Raw genomic sequence first — 566 nt, 5'->3', positions numbered from 1 at the left:
GTCGCGGACTACCCGCCGCAGCGGGCGGCGCAGATCACCGGCGCCCCGGCGGAGCAGATCACCGAGGTCGCGAAGCTGTGGGGCGGTGCGGGTGCGGGGATCATCTACTGGGGGATGGGGATCTCCCAGCACACCACCGGCACCGACAACGCCCGCTGCCTGATCGCGATGTGCGCGATCACCGGCAACGTGGGCAAGCCCGGGTCGGGGTTGCACCCGCTGCGCGGGCAGAACAACGTGCAGGGCGCCTCGGACGTCGGGCTGATCCCGATGTTCTACCCCGACTACCAGCAGGCCGATGACCCGGGCGTGCGTGAGCGGTTCGAACACGCCTGGGGGGTGACCGGGCTGGACCCCGACCGCGGTCTGACCGTCACCGAGATCATCGGCTCGATCCTGGCCGGTGGGGTGCGCGGCATGTACATGCTGGGTGAGAACCCGTTCATGTCCGACCCGAACATCAACAAGGTCCGCAAGGCGTTGTCGAAGCTGGAGTTCCTGGTGGTGCAGGACATCTTCTTCACCGAGACCGCCGAGTTCGCCGACGTGATCCTGCCCGCCACCTC

Annotated in this window: 1 protein-coding gene; it reads left to right on the top strand. The window is 68.2% G+C overall.

What is annotated here, in order from left to right; all coding sequences use genetic code 11:
* On the top strand, nucleotides 1–566 hold a 566-nt coding region (locus tag CFP66_RS46905; protein ID WP_158228487.1), incomplete at both ends, for a molybdopterin oxidoreductase family protein.

Source organism: Pseudonocardia sp. MH-G8 (genome assembly GCF_002262885.1).
Lineage (GTDB): Bacteria > Actinomycetota > Actinomycetes > Mycobacteriales > Pseudonocardiaceae > Pseudonocardia.
This window is presented reverse-complemented; position numbering and strand designations above follow the sequence as displayed.